Source organism: Pseudomonas phytophila, from assembly GCF_025643095.1.
GTDB classification, from domain to species: Bacteria; Pseudomonadota; Gammaproteobacteria; order Pseudomonadales; family Pseudomonadaceae; genus Aquipseudomonas; species Aquipseudomonas quasicaspiana.
In genome coordinates this window covers 5,730,562-5,756,505 of the sequence record NZ_CP081201.1, presented here as the reverse complement: position 1 = coordinate 5,756,505, position 25,944 = coordinate 5,730,562, and the positions used below count along the sequence as shown (strand labels likewise).

The window sequence follows — 25,944 nt, the reverse complement described above, 5'->3', positions numbered from 1 at the left end:
TGATTTCGGAATCAGGAGAACAACAATGAAAATCGCATTCATCGGCCTGGGTAACATGGGCGCGCCCATGGCCCGTAATCTGCTCAAGGCCGGGCATCATCTGCATCTGTTCGACCTTAACACCACCATCCTCAATGAGCTGGCTGCATTGGGCGGGCGCATCAGCGAATCGCCGAAACATGCCGCTCAGGGCGCTGAGCTGGTCATTACCATGCTGCCCGCCGCGGCCCATGTGCGCAGCGTGTACCTGAACGAAGACGGCGTGCTCGCAGGCATCGGTCCCGGTGTACCGGCTGTGGACTGCAGCACCATTGATCCGCAGACCATTCGCGACGTTGCGGCTATCGCGGCGAAGCAGGGCGTCAGCCTCGGTGATGCGCCGGTATCGGGCGGTACCGGAGGCGCGCAGGCGGGCACATTGACCTTCATGGTCGGAGCCAGCCACGAGCATTTCGAAACGCTCAAGCCGGTGCTGACACAGATGGGCAAGAACATCGTCCACTGCGGTGACATCGGCACCGGGCAGATCGCCAAAATCTGCAACAACATGCTGCTGGGCATCACCATGATCGGCGTTGCTGAAGCCATGGCATTGGGCGATTCGCTGGGCATCGACACCGAAGTGTTGGCGAAAATCATCAACACCTCGACAGGTCGCTGCTGGAGTTCAGAGATGTACAACCCATGGCCAGGCATCGTCGACACCGCGCCTGCTTCCCGAGGTTATACAGGCGGCTTTGGTGCGGAGCTGATGCTCAAGGATCTGGGCCTGGCAACCGAAGCGGCACGCGTCGCCCATCAACCGGTGATCCTTGGCGCAGTGGCGCAGCAGCTTTATCAGGCGATGAGCCTGCGCGGCGAGGGCGGCAAGGACTTCTCGGCGATTGTTGAGGGGTATCGCAAGAAAATCTGAAGCTGATGCCGGACTTGTGTAGGAGATTCTATGTCTGGCTACAATATCTTGTGGGAGTCGCCCCGGTGTCCCTGACACCACGCTGTCGCGCAGCAAACACGGACCCTGTAGGAGCGCGCTTGCCCGCGATTCGGTCTGTCAGTCGATGAATATATTGCCTGTGCTGACGCGATCGCGGGCAAGCGCGCTCCTACAGATGAAAAAGTACTCCAAATCAAATAGTTGTAGTTTGTTTGATAGGAGCAGAGCTTGCTCGCGATAAGGCTGGATGCGATCTAAAGTGAACCGCGTCCAGCGTTATCGCGAGCAAGCTCTGCTCCCACATTGGATTGCATTTCAGCGTCACATTTTTGGGCTTAGCCTTTGCGCTTAGGGGCTGCGCAACAGGTCCAGCATCTCCTGCAGATCAGTGATGTGCTGCAGGTTCATACACAGTTCTCCCAGATGTTCGGCCTGCATGGCGGGCAGGGCGCGGTTGGCCAGCGAGCTGTATTTCGACCAGAGTTCGCCGTCGCCGATCGGGTTCAGCGGGCCGCCCAATGGGGTTTTGATTTGCAAGGTGGCGCTGCGTCCATCTTCGCTGACAAGGGTGACATGCGGTTCATCCAGCGGTGCGAGGGACTCATCGACCTGCATCTGTATCTTCTGCATGAAGCCCAGCACGGCAGGTGACGTGCGCTTTATCTCTTCGTACGCATCCAGTCCCGCGTGACCCAGCAAGCAGCGCACTGCGAGGGCATAGGGCAAGCTCATTTGCGCAGCGGCCAGGGTCTGCGTGTCGATGCCCGCGCACATGTCCACCAGAAAGGCACTGGCGTTGACCTGAATGGACGCGACGTGATCGGCGTTGATCTGCATTTCGTTCAACAGTTGGCCGATGGCATCGATGGCCGAGTGAGTACCACGGCACGCCGCATAGGGTTTGATCGAGCAACGCGCCAGTTTCCAGACCACGCCCAGATCATCGGTCAGCGCCTGAGGCTGGGCCGTGTCCCGAGCGAGTGTGCGCAGAAATCCGCCCCATACGTCGTCGAACACCTGTGTCGGCCCGGTAATGCCTTCACGCGCCAGCAACGCAGCCAGCACACCACCTTCGGCGGGGCGTCCGGCATGGAGCTTTTTGCTGTCGGCGCCGTCGTGGATGAACGCCCACAAGCCGCCACTCATGCTGGCCGCCAGACCTAGTGCCGAGCCCGTCTGCTGTTCATCAAGTTTGAGCAATCGAGCACAGGCAGCAGCCGCGCCAAATACTCCGCAGGTGCCGGTGGAATGCCAGCCTGCTTCGTTGTGTGGTGAGTACCCGCCACAGGCCTCCAGCACCCGGCGCGCCACGTCGTAACCGAGCACCATGGCCGTGAGCAGTTCCTGGCCATCGGGCATTGGCTCGCACAAGGGCAATACCGCGAGCATGGCCGGGACGACGACCGCGCCGGAGTGATCGCAGCCACCGGCGTCATCCAGCTCTAGCGCGTGGGCGGCGATGCCATTGATCAGCGCTGCGTTTCGCGCTGACAACCCATAGTCGGCACCCCAGATCACCGATGCGCCTTCTGCTTCGCTGGCATTCATCGCGCGCAACGCATTCTGGGTCAGCGGAGCTTGCGACCCGGCCAACGCTGCCCCCAGAGTGTCTAGCAGATGCTGCTTGGCTTTGACGACCAGCGATTCGGGCAGCTCATCGAATGAGGTGCGGCAGATGAACTGGCTGAGGGTTTCAACGGCGTTGGTCATAAAGAGAAGCTCATAAATTGGACGTTACCGCGATTTGGGTAGGCTCGGGTGCCATGACACCGCGCTGTCGCGAAGCAAACACTGGGACTGTAGGAGTGAGCTTGCTCGCGATTCGGTTTTTTGGTCGGCGAATTTATCGCCTGAATTGACGCTATCGCGAGCAAGCTCACTCCTACAGGTTCGATATATGCCGATGTAAATCTCAGGCGTTCTGGACTTTGTTGTGCCGCTCAAACACTGCCGCCGGGTGATCCTCAGGCACCTTGCTGTGATTGCCACTCCACCAATCCGCAACTTCCTCAGCGGTGGCAAACCACACATCCGGCTGCGCCTTGAGCCAGCTCAGCAGCTCTAGCAACAAACCACTTCGGCCGACGTTGCCGAGGGTTTCGGGATGCAGTCGCAACACGTAGCACAGGCCGAAACGATGGAAGCCATTAAAGTCGTGCTGCCAGTTTTTCAACACCTCGGCGCTGGAACCAATGCGCGCCTGGCTGACCGGCACCGCAGGCGCCAGGTTGAAGGCGAAGTACGGCTCGTCCTCCAGTTCGCAATGCAGTGGCAGCTCAACCAAAGGTGCCGAATCAATCTGCGTCGCTGGATGCAAATAAGGCAGGTCATCGCCAGACCACGATGAGGACCATGCGATACCTTCCGCACGCATTGCATCAACGAAGCCCGGCGCATAACTGCCTGCGGGCGCACGAAAGCCGCTGGGACGCTGACCTGTCATCTCGGCAATCACCTGGCAGCCTTGCTTCAGAGACGCGTGTTGCCCGGCAAGATCGAGTTGTGAAAAATCTTCATGGCGATAGCCCGCACAGGCGATTTCGTGGCCTGCTGCATGAATGGCCTGAATCACTTGTGGGTTCTCCTCGGCGACGATACCGGGGATGCACCAGGTCGATGGCAGGTTCTGATCCGCAAGAATCTGCAGTACCCGCTGCACACCGCGTGTCGTGCCGTAGCGCCAGACCGACAGGCTCTTATCGCGCCCGGCAATCGCTGGAACCTGAGTCAGGATGCCGTGAATGTCGTTGTAATCAAATGTGATGACCACTGCGCAACGATAAGGCGCGGGCCAGACGGATCTGGATTCAGTCATGCCGATGCTCCTTGAGCCAGAAGTTGGCGACGTCGTCGCAGGTCGCAAACCAGACGTCCGGGTGGCCGTGCATGTGCTCCAGAAATCTCTCAAGAATACCGATGCGCCCCGGCTTGCCGCTGATCTTGGGATGGAACAGCGTGGTCATGCACAGACCTTCGCGATAGGTGCCGTCGAACTCGCGACACCAATTGTCCAGCGTCTGGTCGTAACTGGCGATGCGGTCGAGCCCGGCCGGGTAATTCGGCGCACGGGTGTAGGCCAGCGAGGCGTAGTCATCCAGTTCCCAGCGGCCGGGGATTTCCACCAGTCCGTTTGGCTGGCCGGGCACTTCGATGAAGTACGGGCGGTCATCGCCGCGCATGCTGCTGGAGTAGGTCACACCGCAATCCATGAGCAAGGCGGGTGTTTCTTTGTGCCAATCGCCTGAAGGCGTGCGGAAACCTGTGGCAGTGATGCCCAGATAGCGCTTGAAAATGTCGGCGCTGATCTTCATGACGTCGCGCTGGGCTTGCAGGTCCAGGGCGAAAAACGATTCATGACGATAACCGTGATAAGCCACTTCGTGGCCGTGTTCGATGATTGCCTGGCATTGTCTGGGCCAGTTCTCCACGACCCAGGACGGGACGAAAAAAGTCGCCGGTGTCGCGTGGGCTTTGAGCATGTCCAGCAGACGTGGCAATGCGCGATAGGGGCCGTAGCTGCCGAAGGTGAAGTATTCCGGTTTCTGCCAGATCGAGCCGTCGAGCATGGCTGCACCGGTCGGGCCATCCAGATCGAAGGCCAGGGCGACGCTGGCGCGGGCGTTGTTTGGCCAGCGCAGATCGTTAGAGGCAAACATGGGGAGTCTCCGCCTGTGTGAATATCACCCGCCCGGTCCCTGGGCGAGTGCAATGGCGCTTACTTGGCGCCGTTCAAGACAGCTTGTTCGAGTGCGCCATTCTTGAGCTGCCACTTGCCGAGGATCTGCTCGTAAGTACCGTCTTTGATCATGTCGTTGAGGGTGGCGATGATCGCGGTGCTCAACTCGGCGTTGTGCTTGGCAACGCCCAGGCCGGTCAACTGACGCGACAATGGCTCACCGATGACCTTGAACACGCCTGGCTCCTGGCCCTGAATGTACGGCAGGGTTTCGCTGCCTTGCACGGCGGCGTCCAGTCGCGACTGGCGTAGTTGCGCACGGGCATCGGCGCTGCCTTCGGTGCCGACGACAGTGATGGCCGGTTTGCCGATGGCCACGCAGTTCACTTCGCTCCACTTGGCGATTTCCACCGGGAACGTGGTGCGACGGCTGGTGCCGATTTTCTTGCCGCACATATCAGCGGTGGTCTTCAAATCCTTCTGGGATTCGAGGGTGTAGAACTGCGGGCCGGTGCTGAAGTAGTCAACGAAGTCTACAGTCTGCTGGCGCTCAGGCGTGTCGGTCATGCCCGACAGCACGATGTCGATACGGTTGGTGGCCAGACCGCTGACCATTTGTTCGAAAGCGGTTTCCTGCCACTTGATCTCGACACCCAGACGCTTGGCGATCTCGGTGCCCAGGTCGTAATCGACGCCGGTCAGTTTGCCGGTTGCAGGATCCTTGAAGTCCATCGGCGGATAGTTCGGAGCGATACCGGCGGTAATGTAGCCCTTGTCCTTGATGGATTTTGGCAACACGTGAGTGTCGGCTGCCCAGCTCGAAACCGAAATCAGGGCGGACAGTACGGCGGTAGCGGTAAGCGCGAAAGTTTTCAAATCGGACATCCTCAGCAAGGGTTTGAGTTCAGTTCAAAACGGCAGCAATAAAATCCTGGGTGCGTGGGTTGCGCGGGTTCATCAGCACGTCTTCGGGTGCCCCCGTCTCTATGATTTGCCCCGCATCCATGAACACCACGCGGTTGGCCACTTCCCGGGCGAACCCCAGTTCGTGAGTGACCACAATCATGGTCATGCCGCTCTTGGCCAGGTCACGCATGACCGACAGCACTTCGCCGACCAGCTCGGGATCGAGGGCCGACGTCGGCTCATCGAACAGCATCAGCTTGGGACGCATGGCCAAGGCCCGAGCGATGGCAACACGTTGTTGCTGACCACCTGAAAGCTCGATGGGATAAGCATTGGCCTTGGCTTCCAGGCCTACGCGCTTGAGCAGTTCCATGGCCAGTTCCCGGCAATCTTCAACGGGTTGACGCAGCACCTGCGACGGCCCTTCGATGATGTTTTCCAGCACGGTCATGTGCGCGAACAGGTTGAAGCGCTGAAACACCATGCCGGTCTTGAGCCGTTGCTTTGCGATCTGTACGTCGCTCAGCTCCACCAGCTTATGGCCGTCGGTGCGGTAGCCGAGGATTTCTTCATCGACCCACAGCCCGCCGCTGTCGACTTTCTCCAGCTGGTTGATGCAACGCAGCAGGGTGCTTTTGCCGGAGCCTGACGGGCCGATAATGCACAGCACTTCGCCGTGAGGGATTTCCAGATTCACGTTCTTGAGCGCCTGGAAGTCGCCGAAGAACTTGTTGACGTCTACTGCTTTGACGATGTTCAACATGATTGCGCCTCCTGGGGCTCAGTTACGTTTGCCAGCGCCGCGGGCGAAGCGTTTTTCCAGTCGGCTCTGACCCAGTGTCAGGATGGTCACGACCGCCAGATACCAGATGCCGGCCACGATCAGCAGCTCCATGACGCGGGCGTTGGCGTAGTAAATGTTCTGTGCGTTGTGCAGCAGCTCCGAATACTGAATGACGCTGGCCAGACTGGTCATTTTCACCATGCCGATGAACTCGTTGCTGACCGGCGGGATGATGATCCGCATGGCCTGCGGCAGGATGATCCGGCGCAATGCTTGCAGACGCGGCATGCCGATGGACTTGGCAGCTTCGTACTGGCCGCTGTCCACTGACAGCAGACCGGCACGCACCACTTCGGCTGTGTAGGCACCCTGATTGATGCCCAGGCCCAGCAGCGCTGCGGCAAATGGTGTGATCACCTCAACGGTCTTGAATTCGAACAGACCGGGAATGCCCAGAGTCGGGAAGATCAACGCCAGGTTGAACCACAGCAGCAATTGCAGGATCAGCGGTGTACCGCGAAACAGCCAGGTGTAACCCTGAGCCACATAGCGCAGCAGCGGGTTCTGCGACATGCGCATCACCGCCACGATCACCCCGAGCACCACCCCCAGCGCCATGGCCAGGATCGACATGATGATGGTGTTCAACAGGCCGAACATGATCGATTCGGCGGTCAGAAATTGCCGCACGAAACTCCATTCGATGTTGCCGTTGATAAAGGCGTGAACCAACCCGATCAACAGCACCACGATCAGTGTCGCTGAGGCATAACGACCGTAGTAACGACGTGGCACAACCTTGTAGGTCGAAATGTCGTACTTGGCCGCGAGTGAAGCGCGCTCGGCGCTCGCTGAAGCTTGAGGCTTTGACATGGAATGCTCTCCGTTGAATCAGCCGCGCGGACCCGCGTAGTCGAGTGCCCATTTTTCCTGTGCGACCAGTTGCGCTTTGAACCGCTCGATCTGCTCGGCCACCCGTACCGGCGACGTTCCGCCCCAGCCGCTGCGCGCCGCCAGTGCCGCTTCCAGCGTCAGTGCGTCGAGCACTTCTGGCGTCAGGCGTGAGTCGGTTGCGGCCAGTTGTTGGGTGCTGAGTTCTTCCAGGCCGATATTGTTTTCTTCGCAGAGCTGCACCAGCTTGCCGGTGATCTCGTGCGCTTCCTTGAACGGTACGCCGCGCACGGCCAGCCAGTCGGCAACTTCAGTGGCGAGGGTGAAGCCCAGTGGTGCCTGACGCAGCAATTCGTCAACGCGCACCTTCATGGTCTGGACCATGCCCGCGAAAGCAGGCAGCACCAGGTGCACGGTTTCCAGGCTGTCGAGAATGGCGTGTTTGTCTTCGCTCAAATCGCGGTTGTAAGACAGCGGCTGAGCCTTGAGCACGGCCAGAATGCCGGTCAGGCTGCCGATCAGCCGGCCTGATTTCCCGCGGGCCAGTTCGGCGATATCCGGGTTTTTTTTCTGCGGCATGATCGAGCTACCGGTGGCGTAACCGTCGTCCAGTTCGATCCAGCGGAACTGGCGGGAAGTCCACAGGCAGAACTCTTCGGCCAGTCGCGAAATGTTGATGCCGAGCATGCTGCTGCAGAACAGGAATTCCGCGACGTGGTCGCGGCTGGCGACGGCGTCGATGGAGTTTTCGCAGGGGCCGCTGTAGCCCATTTCTGCCGCCGAGCGCTGCGGATCGCGAGCGATGGCCGAGCCTGCCAGAGCGGCCGCGCCGAGTGGCGACAGGTTGAAGCGTTTGTCCCAATCCTGCAGGCGCTGGATGTCACGATGAATCGCCTGAGCGTGCGCCATCAGGTGATGGGCGAACACGATCGGTTGCGCTTGTTGCAAGTGAGTAAAGCCCGGCGCGATGGTGTTGATGTGCTGCTCGGCTTGCGAGACCAACGCCTTCTGCAATTCGAGAATTGCCAGGGTCATGACCCGCACCTGATCACGCAGGAACAGCCGCATGTCATTAGCCGACTGGTCGTTACGCGAACGGCCTGCGCGCAGTTTGCCGCCCAGCGTGCCAAGGCGTTCGGTGAGCAGGCGTTCGATGAAGGTGTGTACGTCTTCGTCGGCAGCAATCGGTTCGATGTTGCCCGCGGCGAAGTCCACGTCGATGGTGCGCAAGGCTTCGATGATGCGCGCGGTTTCGTCGGCATCCAGCAGTCCGGCACGGTTCAGCTCGTTGGCATGCGCCTTGGAACCGGCGATGTCGTACGGCGTCAGGCGAAAGTAGGCGCGTGGCGAGCGGGACAGGTTGGCCATGGCTTCGGCAGGGCCGGTCTTGAAACGTGCGCCCCAAAGGCGATCAGTGGCGTCAGACATGTAAATTCTCCGTTGGCACGTTGATTGCTCCACCCTGAACAACAGCGTGTTGTGCGATACGAACTGCGATGTGAAGATCGCGGGGCGAGCAAGGAATAAGTGGACTTACACTTAACGTTGAATTGATCAATTGAGAGGGATGCTAGAAAAAACCAACGCGCGGGGAAATGTTTTAAATGGCAAGTCAACTTACTGAAACTGGAAACCTGCCAAAAAGAAGTGGTGAAGCGGCGATGTCAATGGCCAGCGCCATGGACTTGAAACTCTTCAAGGTTTTTAGGGCAGTGGTTGAAGCGGGAGGATTTACCGCTGCACAGGTAGAACTGAATATCAGCCTGGCGGCAATCAGTAAGCAGATATCGGATCTTGAAATTCGACTGGGCATGCGCTTATGTACGCGAGGGCGGGAAAAGTTCTGCCTGACCGAACAAGGCAAGATTATCTACGACGCCAGCCTTGACCTGTTCATGGCGCTGGATAACTTTCGTGATCGCCTCGGTAATGTGCGTGGCGAGTTGCTCGGCGATTTGAATATCGCCGTCATCGATAACACTGTTTCAGACCCCGACTCCCCTTTGGTGGATGCCCTGAAAGCCTTGCAGATAAAGGCTCCAAAGGCAAAGGTGCGGCTCAATGTGGCACCATTGGACGAGATCGAGCAAGGTATTCTCAAAGGCCGTTTTGCGGCCGGTATCGTGCCCGTGTATAGCGGTAAAGATGACTTTCAAGTGATCCCGCTGTATGACGAAGTGTCAGAGCTTTACTGTTCGAACAGGCATCCATTTTTCGCCATGAGTGACGAAAGTGTCGATGAGAAGTGCCTGTCGGAAGCAGAGTTCGTCGAGCACGCTTATGCCGTTCATGCGGGTAAGTCGACATTGATGAGCCAGCGCGAAGTGACAGCTGTGGCCACTCAGGTTGAGGCCGTGGCGATCATGATAAAGACGGGGCGTTATCTGGGTTATTTGCCCGTTCATTGGGCCAGAAGTTATGTCTCGCGTGGCGAGATGCGCTCTATAAAGAGGCAGAAATTCGCCATAGCCACACCGGTTAAACTGTTGTACAAGCAGCAGGTTCCACGCAACCCTTTGTTGGATGTTTTTCTCGAAATAATGCAGGAAAGTTCCAGCGCTAATAACCAGAGCTAATAAGACAGCAACTAATGCGCGCTACTGGTGCATGTTACGGAAGTACCCGGTTACCGCGCACCGGAACGGAACATCAAGGTGCGGATTGGCGATCAGTGGTCGTTTCGCGCAGGCGTTGGAGGAATACTGATTCGGCTTTGGTCAGGCGTTGCTCCAGATTCCACAGCAAGTTGATATCCACAGAACCCACACTTTCTTCAGGCGGCAAGCGCCACAAACGGCCGGTTGCCAATTCGTTCTGGCAGATGTGTTGCGGCAGGCATGCGATGCCAAATCCCGCCAGTACCAGACGTAAGACTTCCTGTGTATTGGCGGACGAAGCGACGATTTGTCCGGTGAGTTTGTGCAGGTCACGAAACTCGGCCAGCGACGACAGCGTGCCCCCCAGCAGATCCCCGGTGAAAATAATCAGCTGCTCGTTACGCAGGTCGGTCAGGGTCAAATCGTCGCGCCCGTATAAAGGATGCTCGTCACTGCAATAAAACGCGTAGTGCTCCTGAGTCAGGCATTGCTGGCCGAGCCAGGCGGGCGCTGTGCGGTTGACTGCCAGGCCGAAGCTGGCGGTTTTCTGGGACAGCGAGCTAAGGATTGCGTCGCTGGATTGCACGTCGATTTCCAGGGTGATGCCGGGATAGTCGCGGTGCAGTTGCGACAGAAACTTATCGTAGGCGGGGCAGCGAATCCCGCTCACCGTCAGCATCCGCACTTTGCCTACGACCTGATCGCTGCTGCGTTCGAGGGCAGCGTCCAGCTGGGTGAAATGGCTCTGCACTTCCGCTGCTACGCGCAGCGTTTCAATGCCCGACTGGGTCAACAGAAAGCGCGGCCCGCGACGTTCGATCAGCGCAGCACCCAGTTGCTCCTCAAGACGTTTGATCGCCTGGCTGACGGCTGGCTGTGAAAGGTGCAGGCGTGCTGCGGCGCGGCTGATGCTCAGCTCTTGCGCGACGACTTGAAAGGTACGCAACAGATTCCAGTCCAGCCGCTCGCCCAGCGACCGCGAAGACGGACGAGGAATGGCTACCGGGCTTGTCGATTGAGTCACTGCACAGCCTTTATTGGTGAAAAAAATAATGAATATAAGCAATGGCGAATTGAACTGCTTTGCCCTTTGCTCTTAAAAAGGCTGCACAAATTGCGCCATGACCTTTTGATGGAACCCACGATGTCCGCTCCCGCCAGCCACGATCGGCTACCGCCGCACATGCCCGAGACCGAACGCAACGCCCGCTGCGAACTCGCCGCGCTCTACCGTTTGCTGGCTCACTACCGCATGACCGACCTGATCGATACGCACATTTCCTTGCGGCTGCCGGGCGACAGCGGACACTTCCTGATCAATCGCTATGGCACCCTGTTCGAGCGCATGAGTGCCAGCACGCTGGTGAAGATCGATAGCGAGGGTAACGTCGTCGACGAGTTCTACCCCGACCACCGCATCAACCGTGCGGGCTTCGTTATCCATTCTGCGATTCATGCCGCGCGCCCCGACGCGCACTGTGTGATTCATACCCACACCGCGGCAGGCATCGCCGTGTCGGCGCAGCGGGCAGGGTTGCTGCCGTTGAGTCAGCACGCATTGAAGTTCTACAACCGTCTGAGTTATCACACCTACGAAGGTATTGCGGTTGATGTCGCAGAGCGTGAGCGTCTGGTGGCCGACCTGGGCAGCAACAACGCGATGATCCTGCGCAATCACGGCCTGTTGGTCGCCGGTGGTTCCACGGCCGAAGCGTTCGCCAATATCTACTTCCTGGAGCGAGCCTGTCAGGCGCAGGTTCAGGCGCTGGCCGGTGGCGTCGAGTTGGTACAGCCAGACCCGCACATCTGTGAGCACACCGCGCAACAGTTCGAAGCCGACGACAGCGAAGGCATCACCGAACTGGCCTGGCAAGCGGCATTGGAACTGATTGCCAGCCAGCGTGATGAGTATTGCTCATGAAGCCTCTGGTGTTGCTTGGCACAGGCGGTGGCCTGGGACGTGTTCGTGAAAATCTCCTGGCGCTGGACCCGTCACTGACGATTCTGCGGCCGGGCGAAGCCGGTGCGCAGGGCGCTGAAGTTGCACTCTGTTGGAACCCGTCGCCAGGCGATCTGGGAATGTTTCCCAAGCTGCGTCTTATTCATTCCATTGCTGCCGGTGCTGATCAGATCTTCAAGGATCCAAGTAGGCCAGCGCATGTTCCGGTCTGTCGCATCATTGATCCGGACCATCGGCTGGGCATGATCGAGTACGTTCTATGGGGTGTGCTGCACTATCACCGTGGCTTTGATCAGATGCTGAAAAATCAGGCCCGCGTGGTCTGGCATCGGCCCGGGCAGCAACCAGCCAAGCAAACCCGAGTGGGCGTTATGGGGCTTGGCGAGCTGGGGCGCGCCGTGGCGGTGCAATTGTCCGGGCTGGGTTTCGATACGCGCGGCTGGGCACGTCGTGCGCAGCAGGTTGAGGGCGTAAAAACCTTTCAATTGGCTGAATTCAATGAGTTTTTGCAGGATCTGGACATCTTGGTCTGTTTATTGCCTCTTACCACAGAGACAGTTGGCATTCTGAATAACGAGACCTTCGCGCCCATGACGAAAGGCTCGGTCATCATCAACTGCGGTCGCGGCGAACACCTGCGCCGCGACGACTTGTTAGCCGCGCTGGACAGCGGTCAATTGCGTGGCGCTTTGCTGGATGTATTCGAGCAGGAACCATTACCCACGGACGACTCATTCTGGCGCCATCCGCAGATAGGCGTGACGCCGCACATTGCTTCATCCGCTTCCTACGAAGTGATAGCTGAACAGATTCTTGGAAACCTGAAACGCCTTGATGCGGATTTACCCTTGGCGAATCAGGTCAACCCGGAACAGGGCTACTAGGGAGAGTAGTAACAAGCCAGACCTGGGTTGGGGGCTTCTTGGGGAGAAGAAGCCGGGACTGGTTGTGTGTGGGAACAACGGCTTGATCTATAAGAAATGCCATCGCGAATGTATTGGCAAAGGAAACAACCCCTTCTGAATCTGCCAATAAATATCCGCTCGCCCAACGAAGGCAGGCGGATGCGATAACCAACGGAGCGCAGTAATGAATGTTAGCAAGCTAAGTGTCATTGCCCTGGCAGTGGCAGCGGGATCTGTGCAGCCGGTTTTTGCTGATTCGCAGGCAGACGCTACGGGTTTTCTGGAAGGCGCCAAGTTGAACGTCAAGGCGCGCAACATGTACATGAACCGCGACCAGCGTGCTCGCAACTCAGGCGACACCGGCGAAGAGTGGGCGCAAGGCTTCATCGGCAACTTTGAATCCGGCTTCACTCAAGGCACCATCGGTTTTGGTCTGGATGCGATCGGCATGTACGGTCTGAAGCTGGATACTGGCGATGGTCGCACCGGCCGCGGTACCGGTTTGCTTGAGCAGGAAGATGGCGGCACCCATGCCAAAGACGGCTACGGGTATGCTGGCGCTGCGGTCAAAATGCGCGTTTCCAAAACCGTGTTGAAGTTTGGCGACCAGATCGTCAACAACCCGGTCTTCGCGACGTCTGACAGCCGTCTGTTGCCGGAAACGGCTCAAGGTCTGTTGGTCACCAGTAACGAAATCGACAATCTGACCCTGCAAGGCGGTCACTTCACCTCGCTGAAAAGCCGTAACTCGAGCAACCACGACAGCGGTGGCCTGGATGTCATCAACTTCGGTGGTGGCTTGTACAAGTTCAACAAGAACCTGTCGGCCAGTGCTTACTACTCGAACGTTGAAGACGTATGGCGCAAATACTACGGCAGCCTGACTTACGCTTTGGCGTTGTCGCCACAGGACGTCGTGAAGTTCGACCTTAACGGTTACGACACCAAAAGCATCGGCGCTGAAGAGCGGGGCATTTACGACAGCACTATCTGGAGTCTGACGGCGTCCTACACCCTCGGCGCGCACACCTTCCTGGTGGGCCGTCAGGTGGTCAATGGCACCAACAACTACGACTATGGCGTTGACGGTAACAGCACCATCTTCGTCGGCAACTCGGTTCAGTTCTCTGACTTCAACCATGAAAACGAGAAGTCCTGGCAGGCGCGCTATGACTTGAATATGGCGCTCTACGGCGTGCCGGGCCTGAGCTTCATGACGCGTTATGTCATGGGTTCCGATGCGACCACCGCGACCCGCGACAATATCAACGCATGGGAGCGTGATATCGAAGCCAAGTACGTCGTCCAGTCTGGCCCGGCCAAGGACCTGAGCTTCCGTGTGCGTAACGCGACCTATCGCAGTGGCGCTTCGGACTTCAACTCGAAAGTCGACGACACTCGTCTGATCATCGAATACCCGATCAGCATCTTGTAACGCATTTCGATCCCCATCGAAATATGGCCCGCCCCGGATTCATCCTCCGGAGCGGGTTTTTTATGGGCGCGTGTTCAAGTGTTCAATGTGCGGTAATCACGACCGCTTTTGATCAGCGCATCAATGGTTGCCAGGGGCGGGGTCCAGCCGAGCAGGCGACGCGCTTTATCCGAATCAACCACCAGCGATGCACACAGCGTGGAATACATAGGGCCTTTGCCCAACAGCCTTGCCCCCCGACGCAATAACGACGCAGGCACAGGCACCAGCCGGGCTGAGCAGCCCATTCCATTGGCCAGGTGCTTCACCAATTCAGCGGTCGAGAGGTCAGCGCCGTCCGAAATCAGGAACAGTTCGTTGGCAGCGGCAGGGTGTCTGACACACAGCGCGATGAAATCCACCAGATTCTCTAAGGCGATAATGCTGCGCCGGTTATGAATGGCAGCAAACGGCATGGGCACCCCGGAACGAACCCACTGCATCAACTTCGAAAAATTCCTCGGCGCATGGCCCGCGTAGACCAGTGGTGGACGGATGATCACCAGGTCCATGGCTGTGCCGTGTAACAGCTTTTGCAGCGCTTGCTCCGCTTCGAGTTTTGACCGTGCGTAATCATCCGTCGGAGCGGGCAGGGATATTTCGTTGAAAGGGGCATGGCGGGTTGTCGAGCCATTGACGCCGACCGAGCTGATGAAAATGAAACGTTGCGTGCCCGCAGACAATGCTTGCCGCGCCAGGGCCAGCGTGCCGTCAACATTGGTGCTTCTGAGTTCTTCCAGCGTACTGCCGCGGGTGGCGAGATGGGCTGCAACATGGATAACCGCATCAACGCCTTGCAGGGCGGCTGACCAGTCGGTCGCGGCATTTGCGGTGCCTACTTCAATCAGTGGTGCCACCGACGGCTCAGGATTTTGCTGGCGGGTCGAACCTGTCACCTGGTATTGAGGCTCTGTAGCAAGTCTGTGCAGCAATGCTTTACCGATAAAACCTGTTGCGCCTGTGACGAGTATTTTCATGGTCTTCCCTGATGTGCCGTTAGCTATTGCTGCAATCAGGATAGTAGGGGGATTGGGGAATGCTGACGGTTGAAGAAAAAAGCCCTGCAAAGATCTGTAGGACTGGCTTTAGCCGGGAGGGCGCCTGTAAATCCGCCGCATATTTTTCGCCAGAAAGTACGCCCTCCCGGCTAAAGCCGGTCCTACGGGTATGCGCGGTCGTAGGAGCGGCTTCAGCCGCGAGCAGGCCCGGGATCTTCGCCGCCACATATGACGCCTTCCCGGCTAAAGCCGGTCCTACGGGGCCTTCATACTCAACGCCGCCAGCAATACCGCCGCATACCCCGGCAATGCAGCGAAATCCACCGCGCACAGGAGCAATTGCCGGTCGGCCCATGCGTCGCTCAATGGCACACTTTTGAAGGTGTGCGGCCCTTGCCAGCGTTGCACCGCGGCTTGCGGCACTATGCTCAATCCCGCGCCATGGCTGACCATCCGGATCGCTGCGTCAAAGCCTTCAGCTCGCACCCTGATGCGTAGCCGTTTACCGACATGCAACGCTTGTGCTTCAAGGTGCAGGGCCAAGGCACTGTTGACCGACAGGCCGACGAATTCATAATCCAGCGCCTGGTTGAAATGCAGGTGCTCTTCAAGGGCCAATGAATGATCGAGCGGCATGATCAGGCTCAATGGATCCGCTCGAAACGGCCGGGTCTGCAGATCACTGGCGTCGACTGCGTCGGAAATAATTCCGATGTCGGCCGTGCCATTGCGCAACGCATGAATGATGCGCAGGCTGGGCTGCTCTTCAACATCAATGTCGATGTGCGGATGGCTGACCAGGAAGTCCGCCAGCAGCTCTGGGAGATGCTCGCTGAGGGTTGAGCTGTTGCACAGCAGGCGCACTTGTCCCTTGAATCCCTTGGCATAGTCCGCGAGATCAAACTGCATGCGCTCGACCTGTTGCAGAATCAGCCGTGCGTGCTGCGCCAGCGCCTTGCCCGCAGGCGTGGGCGTAACGCCGCGCCGGCCGCGTTCGAGCAGAGGAATATTCAGTGACGTCTCAAGCCCCCGAATGCGCGCACTCGCTGATGCCAGCGACAGATGACTGCGTGCCGCTCCGGCGGTGATGTTGCCGCTTTCCAGCACATTCAGGAACAGGCGTAGATCAATCAAATCGAAGTGCATGTGGGTTTGTCCGGTGTGCGCGGTCAGATGCCCAGCGCCGCCCCTGTAGGAGTGAGCTTGCTCGCGATAGCGGTCTGCCAGTCACATATCTTGTGACTGACAAGATGCTATCGCGAGCAAGCTCACTCCTACAGGTTCGTTGGTTGCCAGAAGACAGCGCGGGGCTGAAGCACTATCAGAACAGCCTCCGGTTCTGCCTAAGGCTGGCTCAGTATATGGCGAATTTTCCAATACGGTCTGTGCTGCCAATATAACGTCATGAACGACATTATCGAGCACTATCAAACACTCGGTCTGGCCCTTTCAGCACTAGTGATGGCGGCTTTTCTACTCGCCGGAACCGTGAAGGGTGTCATCGGCCTTGGCTTGCCGACCGTGGCCATGGGGTTGCTCGGGATGGTTATGCTTCCGGCGCAGGCAGCCGCATTGCTGATCATTCCTTCGACCGTGACCAATGTCTGGCAACTGATAACTGGCGGGCATCTTATCCCTTTGCTCAAGCGGCTTTGGCCCATGTTGCTGATGATCGCTCTGGGCACGGTCTTGGGGTCCATGGTCATCGGCATCAGCAGCGGCCCATTGATGACCCGGGCGTTAGGCGCGGCCTTATTGCTTTATGCCTTGAGCGGTCTGTTTTTACCGACCCTTCGTATTGCGCCACGTCATGAAGTCTGGCTTGGCCCTGCCTGCGGTTTTGTCACCGGCATCATCACCTCGGCCACCGGGGTGTTTGTGATCCCGGCCGTGCCTTACTTGCAAGCATTGGGGCTGGAGCGTGACGCGCTGGTGCAGGCGTTGGGTCTGTCCTTCACGGTGTCCACGCTGGCATTGGCCGGTGGTCTGTTCTTGAACGGCGCACTGGGTGGCGGCGAGCTGGGGGCTTCTGTTCTGGCGTTGATCCCCGCGCTGCTCGGTATGTGGGTCGGGCAGTGGCTGCGTCAACGGATCAGCGCGAAGGTGTTCAAACGCGTGTTCTTTATCGGCATGGGAGCGTTGGGTTTACATCTCTTGCTCGGCTAGCGGTTTCAATAATGTGAGGCTTATTCGTGCTTCTGGGTCAAAAGTTATTTGACCTTGCCGGCCTTATTCTGACCAGCCCCAGCCTGTATCTTTCGCCCATCAAATTTAATGAACCTCCCTTTTACTTGATGGGGTAACACATGAAAAAAATTCTGTTATTGAACGGCGGCAAACAATTCGCTCACTCCGATGGCCGTTACAACGCCACCCTGCATGAAGCGGCGGTGGCTTACCTGGATCGCTCCGGGTTCGACGTCAAAGAGACTTTTATCGACGGCGGTTACAACATCATCGATGAAGTGCAGAAGTACCTGTGGGCTGACGTGATCATTTATCAGATGCCGGGCTGGTGGATGGGCGCGCCGTGGACCGTCAAGAAGTACATCGACGAAGTCTTCACCGGAGGCCACGGTTCGCTGTACGCCAACGATGGTCGTACCCGTTCCGATGCGTCGCAGAAATACGGCAGTGGAGGCTTGCTCAAGGGCAAGCAGTACATGATTTCCGCTACCTGGAACGCGCCACAGCAAGCGTTCGAAGACCCGACTGATTTCTTTGAAGGCAAGGGTGTGGACGCGGTGTACTTCCCGTTCCACAAAGCCAACGAGTTTCTCGACATGATCGCTTTGCCGACTTTCCTGGCGGTGGATGTCATGAAGATGCCGAATATCGAGAACGACGTGAAGCGTTACGAAGCGCATCTGGCGCAGGTGTTTGGGGGGTAAAGCTGATTGAAAACTCGGTAAAGCCCTGTTGGAGCGAGGCTTGCCCGCGAAGAACGATAATGCGGTGTGTCTGATTTGTTGAGTCGATAGGTTCGCGGGCAAGCCGCGCTCCAACAGTATTTGCACAGTCGGCATTAAGCTCCTGCTCAAAATAGCGCTAATATCCCGCGTATTTTCGAGCGGAGTACATGGATGAAAGCCCGGTCTGACGAATTACAGGTATTTGTTTCAGTCATCGAAAGCGGTTCAATTTCTGCGGCGGCCGAGCAGATTGGGCAGACGCCATCGGCCATCAGCCGTACGTTGTCGCGGCTCGAAGCCAAGCTGGAAACCACCCTGATCAACCGCACCACGCGGCGCATGGACCTGACGGAAGAGGGCAAGTACTTCCTCGAGCAGGCCCGACAGATCCTGGCGCAAATGGAAGACCTCGAAGAGCGCCTGTCACTGCGTCACCAGACCCCGGCCGGGCGTTTGCGGATCAACGCGGCATCGCCGTTCATGTTCCATTCGGTCGTACCTTACGTGGCCGAGTTTCGTCAGCGTTATCCAGAGATCCAGCTGGAACTCAACACCAACGACCTGATCATCGATCTGCTGGAGCAAAGTACTGACGTCGCCATCCGGATCGGCAACCTCGCTGATTCAACGCTGCATGCCCGTTTTCTGGGCAGTAGCCCACTGAATATTCTGGCCAGCCCGGCTTATCTTGAGCGCCATGGTCAGCCCAAAACCGTAGCGTCATTGAGCAACCACGTACTGCTGGGTTTCACCCACACCGAAACCCTCAACCATTGGCCGCTGCGCCATACCGAAGGTGATCGTTTACTGATCCAGCCCGCTATTTCCGCGTCCAGTGGTGAGACCTTGCGCCATCTGGCACTGGCGGGTGAGGGCATCGTCTGTCTGTCGCACTTCATGACCCACGAAGACATCCGCCTCGGTCGCCTCAAAGTCATTCTGCCCAACGCCAACAGTGGTCATCGTCAGCCGATCCATGCGGTGTATTACCGCAACTCGCAACTGGCGCTGAGGATTCAATGCTTCCTGGATTTCATTCAGGAGAAGATGAAGGGGTATGTGGTTTAGCGGGCCCTCTCGCGGCTTAAGCCGTTCCTACGATATGGCCATACTCACCGCGTCCCCGTAGGACCGGCTTTAGCCGGGAGGGCGTTATTGCTGAAGGAATGCGGTGAATGGGCTGCCCCTCTCGCGGCTGAAGCCGCTCCTACGACTTTGGTCAGATAACCGCGTCCCCGTAGTGTTGTGGCTCAATATTTATGGACCATGATGTAGGAGTATCAACCTAAGGAAGCATCATGGGATTTCGGGTCGTTACAGCCGAAGAAAAAGCCGAGGCTATTCGCCTTGTCGTTGAGTTGAATTACTCAGTGCCTAAAGCGTGTGAGCAGACTGGCGTAGGGCCTACCGCGTTGCGGCGCTGGGTTTCACGGTGGCGCAAGGAGCAGGTAGGAGCCGCGCAAACTACCCGGCCTCAGGATCAAGATCTCATCGACTCGCTGCAGGCCAGATTGGCACTGCTGGAGGCCGAGAACGATGTTTTAAAAAAGCAGTTGCCCTCTCATCTAAAGGTGCTGTTTGGCCGAAGAAAATGATTGAGGGCGCTACAAAGAAGCTGTCGGTTCGACGCTTGTGCTGCGTACTGAGCATACCTCGCAGCAGTTATTACGCCATGCGTCGGCCTCGAGCTAAACGCAGTATCGAGCCGCAGTTAGAGAAGAAGATCCGGCTTTTGCACAAAGAACATCGAGGCGCGCTGGGCAGTCGCGGATTTGTTAAAGCGCTGAAGGCACAAGGCGTCCAAATGGGGCGTCATCGTATGCGCAGCTTGATGAAGAGTCTGGGTTTGGTGAGGCGTCGGGCACAGCATGCGCACTATCGACGGGCTACCAAACCGTCCAACATTGCGCCCAATGTGCTGGCACGACGCTTTAACCCTGAACATCCCAACACGTTCTGGGCGGGAGACATTACCTATATCCGTGTCGGTGGTAGTTGGCTGTACCTGGCAATTGTGATGGATCTTTTCTCGCGCAGGATCGTTGGCTGGGCGTTTTCAAGGACGGCCGATACCGAGCTTTCATTGCAGGCTTTACGACTTGCGGTGGGGCTGCGCCGACCTTCTTCCGAGCTGGTGTTTCACTCGGATCAGGGATGCCAATACACCGCTGACCGCTTCGTTAGCTATCTGGCCGAGAAGCAAATCGTGCAGAGCATGAGTCGGCGCGGAAACTGTTGGGACAATGCGGTAGTGGAACGCTACTTCCGATCACAGAAACACGATTGGTCACCTGAGAACGGTTACTCGAATCACTTCGAGGCAGAACGAGACGTGATGGATTTTATTGCTCACTACAACCATCGACGTTGCCACTCTGCCTCGAATAACCTGCCGCCAGCTGTTTTCGAAAAACTGGCGGCCTAACACTCCTACGGAACGGTCCAAAAAAACTGGACCATTACATAGCCGCTCCTACGGATCTCATCCATTCATTTGCGTTTATACGCTCTCTGGTCATTAATCAATCCCGTCCGACTTTCACATTAAGGAAGCCTCATGCGAGTGGTTATGTTCAAGACACTGGCTTTGTCAGTGGTAATCTTCAGTTCATCTTCAGTATTCGCAGTCACGCTTGAGGGCGGCGCGGTGGCGTCGCCTGATGAGTACGGTGCCAAGGTGGCGGCCGATGTGCTGCGCAAAGGCGGCAATGCGGTGGACGCCGCGGTCGCTACCGCATTCACGCTGGCCGTTACCTACCCCGAGGCGGGCAACATTGGTGGCGGTGGCTTCATGACCTTGTTCATGAATGGCAAACCGTACTTCCTCGATTACCGTGAGACGGCGCCCAAAGCGGCCAGCCGTAACATGTACCTCAACGAAAAAGGCGAGGTGATCGAAAACATGAGCCTGGTCGGTGCCCGCGCAGTCGGCGTGCCGGGTACGGTTATGGGGCTGTGGGAAGCGCATCAAAAATTCGGCAAGCTGAAGTGGGCTGAGTTGCTGACCCCCGCGATTGGCTATGCGCAGAACGGCTTCAAAGTGGCTGAAAAACAATACATGTACCGTCAGGAAGCCCTGGAGCTGTTCAAGGGCACCACCAATTTCAACGATTACTTTGGCAGCATGAAAGTTGGTGAAACCTTGCGTCAACCTGAGCTGGCCAAGACCCTGGAACGCATCGCCAACAAGGGTGCGGATGAGTTCTATAAGGGTGAGACCGCTGATCTATTGGTCAAGCAAATGGAGCATGACAAAGGTCTGGTGACCAAACAGGATCTTGCTGATTACAAAGCGCTTTGGCGCAAGCCGCTGCACGTCAACTGGCAGGGCAACACCTTGTACACCGCGCCTTTGCCCAGCTCAGGTGGAGTCGCGCTGGCGCAACTGATAGGCATCAAAGAGCAGCGAGCTGATGACTTCAAAGGCGTGGCGTTGAATTCCGCCAAGTACATTCACCTGCTGGCGGAAATCGAAAAGCGCGTGTTCGCTGACCGGGCTGATTACCTGGGCGACCCGAACTTCACCAAGGCCCCCGTTGCAGAATTGATCGACCCGAGTTATCTGGCCAAGCGCGCGAATGAGATCAATCCGACCGCCATCTCTCCAACCGAAAACGTCAAACCGGGGCTGGAACCGCATCAGACCACGCACTTCTCGATCGTCGACAAGCAGGGCAACGCGGTCAGCAATACCTATACGTTGAACTGGGATTACGGCAGTGGCGTGGTGGTGAAGGGCGGGGGTTTCTTGCTCAACGATGAGATGGACGACTTCAGCTCCAAGCCGGGGGTCGCTAATGCGTTTGGCGTAGTGGGCGGTAGCGCCAATGCCATCGAGCCGGGCAAGCGCATGCTGTCGTCGATGAGCCCGAGCCTGGTGACGCGTGACGGTCAGGTAACGCTGGTATTGGGCACGCCCGGCGGCTCGCGGATCTTCACCTCGATCTTTCAGGTGCTGAATAACATCTACGACTACAAACTCCCGCTCAAGGAAGCCGTGGGTGCGCAACGCGTGCATCACCAGTTATTGCCCAAGGATACGATCTATTACGATTCCCACGCGCCTTTGACTGGCAAGGTTGCCGATGAGCTGAAAGCCATGGGTTACACGCTCGAAGATCAGGGCTGGGAGATGGGTAACGTGCAGGCAATCAAAGTGGACGGCACGAAGCTGGAAACAGCCTCGGATCCGCGGGGCAGGGGAGTGGGGATGGTGGTGCGGTAGTTATCGATGTGGATGTGGCGCATTTCCCTGTGGGAGCGAATTCATTCGCGAAAGCGGTGTGTCAGACCCGGATTTTATTCAGGTCTGCCCTCTTCGCGAATGAATTCGCTCCCACAGAAAATCCGGTTTCAGTCCGGGCATTCATGCAATGTTCAAGCGGCGCGGTGTCAGATACACCGCGCATCTTTTACTTGATGATGCTCACGCGTAGCGCGGTATTTCACATCCGCCCAGCGCCCGCTCTGATCTGCGGGCAGGGGAGTGGGGATGGTGGTGCGTTAGTTACCAATCTGGATGTGGTGCAGTTCCCTGTGGGAGCGAATTCATTCGCGAAAGCGGTGTGTCAGACCCGGATTTTATTCAGGTCTGCCCTCTTCGCGAATGAATTCGCTCCCACAGAAAATCCGGTTTCAGTCCGGGCATTCATGCAATGTTCAAGCGGCGCGGTGTCAGAACCGCGCATCTTTTACTTAATGACGCTCACGCATAGCGCGGAATTTCACGTCCGCTCAGCGCCCGCTCTGATCTGCGGGCAGGGGAGTGGGGATGGTGGTGCGGTAGTTATCGATGTGGATGTGGCGCATTTCCCTGTGGGAGCGAATTCATTCGCGAAAGCGGTGTGTCAGACCCGGATTTTATTCAGGTCTGCCCTCTTCGCGAATGAATTCGCTCCCACAGAAAATCCGGTTTCAGTCCGGGCATTCATGCAATGTTCAAGCGGCGCGGTGTCAGCTACACCGCGCATCTTTTACTTAATGATGCTCACGCGTAGCGCGGAATTTCACATCTGCCCAGCGCCCGCTCTGATCTGCGGGCAGGGGAGTGGGGATGGTGGTGCGTTAGTTACCAATCTGGATGTGGTGCAGTTCCCTGTGGGAGCGAATTCATTCGCGAAAGCGGTGTGTCAGACCCGGATTTTATTCAGGTCTGCCCTCTTCGCGAATGAATTCGCTCCCACAGAAAATCCGGTTTCAGTCCGGGCATTCATGCAATGTTCAAGCGGCGCGGTGTCAGAACCGCGCATCTTTTACTTAATGATGCTCACGCGTAGCGCGGAATTTCACGTCTGCCCAGCGCTCTTCCATCAAAGCCAGGTTAACCCGCGTTGGCGCGAGGTAGGTCAGGTGACCGCCGCCGTCCATTGCCAGGTTTTCCACCGCTTTGACTTCAAACTCTTCGAGCTTCTTCTTGTCCGCGCAATCGATCCAGCGGGCTGAATACACCGTGATCGGCTCGTAAGCGCATTCGACTTTGTATTCTTCCTTCAAGCGGCTTGCCACCACATCGAACTGCAGCACACCGACCGCGCCGAGAATGATGTCGTTGCTGCGCAGCGGGAAGAACACCTGAGTGGCGCCTTCTTCAGCGAGTTGCTGCAGGCCCTGACGCAATTGCTTGGACTTGAGCGGATCCTTTAGACGCACGCGGCGGAACAGTTCCGGGGCGAAGTGTGGGATACCGGTGAAGCCCAGGCTTTCGCCTTCGGTGAAGGTATCGCCGATCTGGATCGTGCCGTGGTTGTGCAAACCGATGATGTCGCCCGCATAGGCCTCTTCAAGCATTTCACGCTCGGAGGAGAAGAACGTCAGCGCGTCGCCGATCCGCACGTCTTTGCCCAAACGGACATGGCGCATTTTCATGCCCTTGTCGTAGCGGCCCGAACAGATACGCATGAACGCGATACGGTCGCGGTGCTTCGGGTCCATGTTCGCCTGGATCTTGAACACGAAACCGCTGAATTTCTCTTCCACGGGCTCGACGGTACGCTCGTTGGCAACACGGGCCAAAGGCTTCGGCGCCCAGTTCACAACGGCATCAAGTACGTGATCGACACCGAAGTTGCCCAGTGCAGTACCGAAGAACACCGGGGTCAGTTGACCGTTGATGAACTCTTCCTGATTGAACTCGTGGCAAGCGCCCTGCACCAGCTCCAGCTGTTCAACAAAACGGTCGTACTCGTCGCCCAGGTGAGCGCGGGCTTCGTCCGAATCCAGCTTCTCGATGATACGAACGTCAGTGCGCTCGTGGCCATGACCGGCGGTGTAAACAATGATGTAGTCGTCAGCCAGGTGATAGACACCCTTGAAGTCGCGGTAGCAGCCAATCGGCCAGGTGATCGGCGCAGCCTTGATCTTCAGGACTGCTTCGATCTCGTCCAGCAACTCGATCGGGTCGCGAATATCACGGTCGAGCTTGTTGATGAAGCTGACGATCGGCGTATCACGCAGACGGCAAACGTCCATCAGCGCGATGGTCCGTGGCTCAACCCCTTTACCGCCATCGAGCACCATCAGCGCCGAGTCGACGGCAGTCAGGGTGCGATAGGTGTCTTCGGAGAAGTCTTCGTGGCCCGGGGTGTCGAGCAGGTTGATCATGTGATCGCGATACGGGAACTGCATAACCGAGGTGGTGATGGAGATGCCGCGTTGCTTCTCCATTTCCATCCAGTCGGATGTCGCGTGACGATCTGATTTACGAGATTTCACCGTGCCAGCGACGGAAATGGCCTTGCCCATCAACAGCAGTTTTTCTGTGATGGTGGTTTTACCCGCATCCGGGTGGGAAATAATGGCGAAAGTGCGGCGTTTCGCGACTTCGGCGGCCTGTTGGGTCATGGGAAATCGCCTGGCAGGTGAGTCAAAAAAGGGCGCAGATTATAGCCTATCTGATAGCAATAACCGAACCGTTCAGCACATGGTCGGTGGCCAATTACCATCTTGTGTGGGAACCTTTCGGGTCGTGGAGACGTCCATTCCCCCGTCAAGGCCAGTAAAACGGCCAACTTCAGGGGCTGATTCATCAGCATGTTGGCTTGACGAAGCTGCGCTAATGGCTTGTGTTTTCGCCGAGGGCAACCTCAATGGCGACCCACCCGCTGCTCTTCGCGAACGTTATTCCTGATCACCTGCAAGGGTCGATCACGGCAACGCGTTCGCCGACTGAAATAAGGAGTCCGCCTGTGGCTAATCGCTATGGCAAGGGGCTGATTGGAGGTGCGGTTGTAATCGCACTCCTGGCCCTGCTGATCCACTGGATCGGCATCAGTACTATCAAGCAATACCAGGATGACCTGCTGTTCTATCTGCAAGCTCACCTGATTCTGGTTCTGGTTTCAATGTTGGCGGCCCTCGTGGTCGGGATCCCGGCGGGCATTGCCCTTAGTCGACCAAGCATGGTTGGCCGTGCCGAACGCTTCATGCAGATCTTCAACATTGGTAACACCGTTCCCCCTCTCGCCGTTCTGGCCATTGCCCTCGGGATTCTCGGGATTGGTAGCGGGCCTGCGATCTTCGCGCTGTTCCTCGCCTCGTTGTTGCCCATCGTACGCAACACCTACGAAGGCCTGAAAAACGTTCAGGGTTCACTCAAGGAAGCAGCCACCGGTATCGGCATGACGCCGCGCCAAGTCCTGTGGCAAGTCGAATTGCCTAACGCCGTACCGATCATCGTCGGTGGTGTGCGTGTCGCGCTGGCCATCAACGTTGGTACCGCGCCTTTGGCCTTCCTGATCGGTGCCAACAGCCTTGGCAGTCTGATCTTCCCGGGCATCGCCTTGAACAATCAGCCGCAACTGGTGCTGGGTGCAGCGTGTACCGCTCTGCTGGCGTTGCTGCTTGATGGTCTGGTGACTCTTGCCAGTCGTACCTGGCTGGAACGTGGCCTGACTCGCTGAGCGAAAGGA

Annotated in this window: 23 protein-coding genes; 12 read left to right on the top strand and 11 right to left on the bottom strand. The window is 57.5% G+C overall.

What is annotated here, in order from left to right; genetic code table 11:
* The first annotated feature begins 25 nt into the window (after nt 1–25).
* The gene (mmsB, locus tag K3169_RS26045; protein WP_263268760.1) at nt 26–913 is read left to right on the top strand and encodes a 3-hydroxyisobutyrate dehydrogenase; all 888 of its coding nucleotides are present in this window, start codon (nt 26–28) and stop codon (nt 911–913) included.
* A 369-nt stretch (nt 914–1,282) separates the two neighbouring features.
* Here mmsB and K3169_RS26040 read toward each other — a convergent pair whose 3' ends face one another.
* The 7 genes from K3169_RS26040 to argH all read right to left on the bottom strand — a co-directional run bounded on the left by K3169_RS26040 (nt 1,283) and on the right by argH (nt 8,619).
* Nucleotides 1,283–2,644 (bottom strand): MmgE/PrpD family protein, encoded by a 1,362-nt coding sequence (locus K3169_RS26040; protein ID WP_263268758.1) that lies wholly within the window; start codon nt 2,642–2,644, stop codon nt 1,283–1,285.
* Between the two features lie 202 nt (nt 2,645–2,846).
* Nucleotides 2,847–3,749: a polysaccharide deacetylase family protein gene (locus tag K3169_RS26035; protein ID WP_263268756.1), complete on the bottom strand. Its 903-nt coding sequence runs from the start codon at nt 3,747–3,749 to the stop codon at nt 2,847–2,849.
* A complete protein-coding gene (locus tag K3169_RS26030; RefSeq protein WP_231670944.1) occupies nt 3,742–4,590 on the bottom strand; it encodes a polysaccharide deacetylase family protein in 849 nt (282 codons plus the stop codon). The genes K3169_RS26035 and K3169_RS26030 overlap by 8 nt, the downstream gene beginning before the upstream one ends.
* Nucleotides 4,591–4,649: 59 nt before the next feature.
* Nucleotides 4,650–5,486, bottom strand: coding sequence for an ABC transporter substrate-binding protein (locus K3169_RS26025; RefSeq protein WP_406644112.1), 837 nt, complete (start codon nt 5,484–5,486; stop codon nt 4,650–4,652).
* A 28-nt stretch (nt 5,487–5,514) separates the two neighbouring features.
* Nucleotides 5,515–6,279, bottom strand: coding sequence for an amino acid ABC transporter ATP-binding protein (locus K3169_RS26020; protein WP_122395431.1), 765 nt, complete (start codon nt 6,277–6,279; stop codon nt 5,515–5,517).
* Nucleotides 6,280–6,297: 18 nt separating this feature from the next.
* Nucleotides 6,298–7,173: an amino acid ABC transporter permease gene (locus tag K3169_RS26015; protein WP_027901632.1), complete on the bottom strand. Its 876-nt coding sequence runs from the start codon at nt 7,171–7,173 to the stop codon at nt 6,298–6,300.
* An 18-nt stretch (nt 7,174–7,191) separates the two neighbouring features.
* The gene (gene argH / locus K3169_RS26010; RefSeq protein WP_099269034.1) at nt 7,192–8,619 is read right to left on the bottom strand and encodes an argininosuccinate lyase; all 1,428 of its coding nucleotides are present in this window, start codon (nt 8,617–8,619) and stop codon (nt 7,192–7,194) included.
* A 176-nt stretch (nt 8,620–8,795) separates the two neighbouring features.
* Here argH and K3169_RS26005 point away from each other — a divergent pair, with 176 nt between their 5' ends.
* Entirely contained in the window at nt 8,796–9,767 is a 972-nt protein-coding gene (locus K3169_RS26005; protein ID WP_263268750.1) for a LysR family transcriptional regulator, read from the top strand.
* Between the two features lie 73 nt (nt 9,768–9,840).
* Here the strand turns inward: K3169_RS26005 and K3169_RS26000 are convergent, their stop codons facing one another.
* Complete coding sequence (locus tag K3169_RS26000; RefSeq protein WP_263268748.1) at nt 9,841–10,812, bottom strand: LysR family transcriptional regulator; 972 nt, start codon at nt 10,810–10,812, stop codon at nt 9,841–9,843.
* 120 nt (nt 10,813–10,932) lie between these two features.
* Here K3169_RS26000 and K3169_RS25995 point away from each other — a divergent pair, with 120 nt between their 5' ends.
* From K3169_RS25995 to K3169_RS25985, 3 genes are all read left to right on the top strand, one after another.
* Nucleotides 10,933–11,709 (top strand): class II aldolase/adducin family protein, encoded by a 777-nt coding sequence (locus tag K3169_RS25995; RefSeq protein ID WP_263268747.1) that lies wholly within the window; start codon nt 10,933–10,935, stop codon nt 11,707–11,709.
* Nucleotides 11,706–12,632: a 2-hydroxyacid dehydrogenase gene (locus K3169_RS25990; RefSeq protein ID WP_263268745.1), complete on the top strand. Its 927-nt coding sequence runs from the start codon at nt 11,706–11,708 to the stop codon at nt 12,630–12,632. The genes K3169_RS25995 and K3169_RS25990 overlap by 4 nt, the downstream gene beginning before the upstream one ends.
* Before the next feature lie 205 nt (nt 12,633–12,837).
* A complete protein-coding gene (locus tag K3169_RS25985) occupies nt 12,838–14,088 on the top strand; it encodes an OprD family porin (protein ID WP_027901638.1) in 1,251 nt (416 codons plus the stop codon).
* Nucleotides 14,089–14,162: 74 nt separating this feature from the next.
* Here the strand turns inward: K3169_RS25985 and K3169_RS25980 are convergent, their stop codons facing one another.
* Both K3169_RS25980 and K3169_RS25975 read right to left on the bottom strand, forming a co-directional pair.
* A complete protein-coding gene (locus K3169_RS25980) occupies nt 14,163–15,104 on the bottom strand; it encodes an NAD-dependent epimerase/dehydratase family protein (RefSeq protein ID WP_263268743.1) in 942 nt (313 codons plus the stop codon).
* A gap of 276 nt (nt 15,105–15,380) precedes the next feature.
* Entirely contained in the window at nt 15,381–16,271 is an 891-nt protein-coding gene (locus tag K3169_RS25975; protein WP_263268741.1) for a LysR family transcriptional regulator, read from the bottom strand.
* Between the two features lie 258 nt (nt 16,272–16,529).
* Here K3169_RS25975 and K3169_RS25970 point away from each other — a divergent pair, with 258 nt between their 5' ends.
* The 6 genes from K3169_RS25970 to ggt all read left to right on the top strand — a co-directional run bounded on the left by K3169_RS25970 (nt 16,530) and on the right by ggt (nt 22,262).
* The gene (locus K3169_RS25970) at nt 16,530–17,291 is read left to right on the top strand and encodes a sulfite exporter TauE/SafE family protein (RefSeq protein ID WP_263268740.1); all 762 of its coding nucleotides are present in this window, start codon (nt 16,530–16,532) and stop codon (nt 17,289–17,291) included.
* A 140-nt stretch (nt 17,292–17,431) separates the two neighbouring features.
* Nucleotides 17,432–18,016: an NAD(P)H-dependent oxidoreductase gene (locus K3169_RS25965; RefSeq protein ID WP_263268738.1), complete on the top strand. Its 585-nt coding sequence runs from the start codon at nt 17,432–17,434 to the stop codon at nt 18,014–18,016.
* A 192-nt stretch (nt 18,017–18,208) separates the two neighbouring features.
* Entirely contained in the window at nt 18,209–19,105 is an 897-nt protein-coding gene (locus tag K3169_RS25960) for a LysR family transcriptional regulator (protein WP_122705345.1), read from the top strand.
* A 230-nt stretch (nt 19,106–19,335) separates the two neighbouring features.
* Nucleotides 19,336–19,632 (top strand): transposase, encoded by a 297-nt coding sequence (locus K3169_RS25955; protein WP_095096866.1) that lies wholly within the window; start codon nt 19,336–19,338, stop codon nt 19,630–19,632.
* Nucleotides 19,548–20,462: an IS3 family transposase gene (locus K3169_RS25950; protein WP_231677976.1), complete on the top strand. Its 915-nt coding sequence runs from the start codon at nt 19,548–19,550 to the stop codon at nt 20,460–20,462. Before K3169_RS25955 ends, K3169_RS25950 begins: the two co-directional genes overlap by 85 nt.
* A gap of 132 nt (nt 20,463–20,594) precedes the next feature.
* On the top strand, nt 20,595–22,262 hold the full coding sequence (gene ggt / locus K3169_RS25945; protein ID WP_263268736.1) for a gamma-glutamyltransferase: 1,668 nt from the start codon (nt 20,595–20,597) through the stop codon (nt 22,260–22,262).
* Nucleotides 22,263–23,293: 1,031 nt separating this feature from the next.
* On the opposite strand, the gene K3169_RS25940 is transcribed toward ggt, so the two are convergent.
* Nucleotides 23,294–24,877, bottom strand: coding sequence for a peptide chain release factor 3 (locus K3169_RS25940; RefSeq protein WP_027898184.1), 1,584 nt, complete (start codon nt 24,875–24,877; stop codon nt 23,294–23,296).
* Between the two features lie 344 nt (nt 24,878–25,221).
* On the opposite strand from K3169_RS25940, the gene K3169_RS25935 reads away from it, so the two are divergent.
* Nucleotides 25,222–25,935, top strand: a complete 714-nt coding sequence (locus K3169_RS25935; RefSeq protein ID WP_027898183.1) for an ABC transporter permease — start codon at nt 25,222–25,224, stop codon at nt 25,933–25,935.
* Nucleotides 25,936–25,944: the final 9 nt, after the last annotated feature.